The organism is Arthrobacter sp. 2YAF22_2, from assembly GCF_052114645.1.
In the GTDB taxonomy this organism is placed as follows: Bacteria; Actinomycetota; Actinomycetes; order Actinomycetales; family Micrococcaceae; genus Arthrobacter.
Map to the genome: position 1 here is coordinate 1 of NZ_JBFRFD010000743.1, position 1,216 is coordinate 1,216.

A 1,216-nucleotide genomic window follows, 5' to 3' on the forward strand; every position below is an offset into this window, starting at 1 on the left:
ACCGTGAAGTCGTCGATGTGCTTGGCGTAGGAGGTGAAGGCCTCCGCGACCTGGAGGGCGAGTTCGCGGGTCGGAGCCAGGACCAGGGCCTGCGTCTTGCGGGAGGGGCCGTTCAGGTCGTGGAGTTCGGCCAGCCGGGACAGCGCCGGTACTGCGAATGCTGCAGTCTTACCGGTGCCGGTCTGGGCCAGGCCTACGACGTCGCGGCCCTCGAGGAGCAGCGGGATGGTTGCCGCCTGGATCGGGGACGGCTTCTCGTAGCCGACGTCCTGCAGGGCGGCAAGGACACGGGCGTCAATGCCGAGGTCGACGAAGCGGAGGGCGTCGTCGTCGTCGCTGGACTCAGCGGGCTTCTCGCCGCTGGACTCAGCGGGCTTGTCAGCGCTGGACTCGGCAGGCTTGTCACCGCTGGTCTCAGCGGTCTTTTCGGCTGCGGCAACAACCGTTTCGGTAGTCTCGACGTCGGCCTGAGTGTTCTCGGTGTCGACGGAGTTGTCCTGATTTTCGGGCATAGGGGAATCTTCCTCATCCATAGGGGCCAGGCGGCACAACCCGAGGTGAGCGGAGCCGCAGTACGCGTGACACTAGGTGCCGGGCATACATTGACCGGCCGGTCACATAGAAGTCCGGCGCTTTCGCAATCCCGTGGCAGGACTTCCCRCTGCATCTCTTGGCTGCTATCCCAGCAGTCTGTACAGCGTTTTCTTTAGCCGGCTCTCCCTATGAAAATGCCCGCATCACATTTGCGGGCCCCAACACTTGCCAGTCCTGCCTCAAAAATTGGGCAGGAATAAGGGATTTCCGGAGTGGGGGATATTTCAAGTGTAAGGCATGCGGCCCCGCAGGTGGTAACGGAAAGCCCGACGGCGGCGGTGAGCTTGCGCACAGAGGCGCCGGCCGCGCTACACCCCGAGGCGGCGCTGCAGCTTCTCGAACTCTTCTCGGTACTCGGGCTGCAGCCGGATCGCACCGTCGGCGTCGGCGTCCCGCAGGGCTTCCAGGTCTTCCATCGCGGGGTCGCTGAACCACTTGCCCACGCTCACCCCGTGCGCCGGAATGTAGATCCGGTGGATGTGGTCCCCCGCCGCAATGCTGCCGAGCCGCACCACCCGCAGATATGCCCCCACGCGGCCCGCGTCCCCGAACCGCTTGACCCATTGGGACTCCTGCATCCGGCGCTGGAACGTCGCACAGGGGATACGGGGCGAGGTCACTT

The 1,216-nt window shown here is 65.0% G+C and carries 2 protein-coding genes; both read right to left on the bottom strand.

Going from position 1 to position 1,216, the window contains the following annotated elements:
• On the bottom strand, positions 1 to 512 hold a 512-nt coding region (locus AB4Y86_RS19190; protein WP_441403712.1), incomplete at its 3' end, for a DEAD/DEAH box helicase.
• Positions 513 to 902: 390 nt separating this feature from the next.
• Positions 903 to 1,216, bottom strand: a 314-nt coding sequence (locus tag AB4Y86_RS19195) for an MOSC domain-containing protein (RefSeq protein ID WP_441403713.1), incomplete at its 5' end; no start/stop codon positions are given.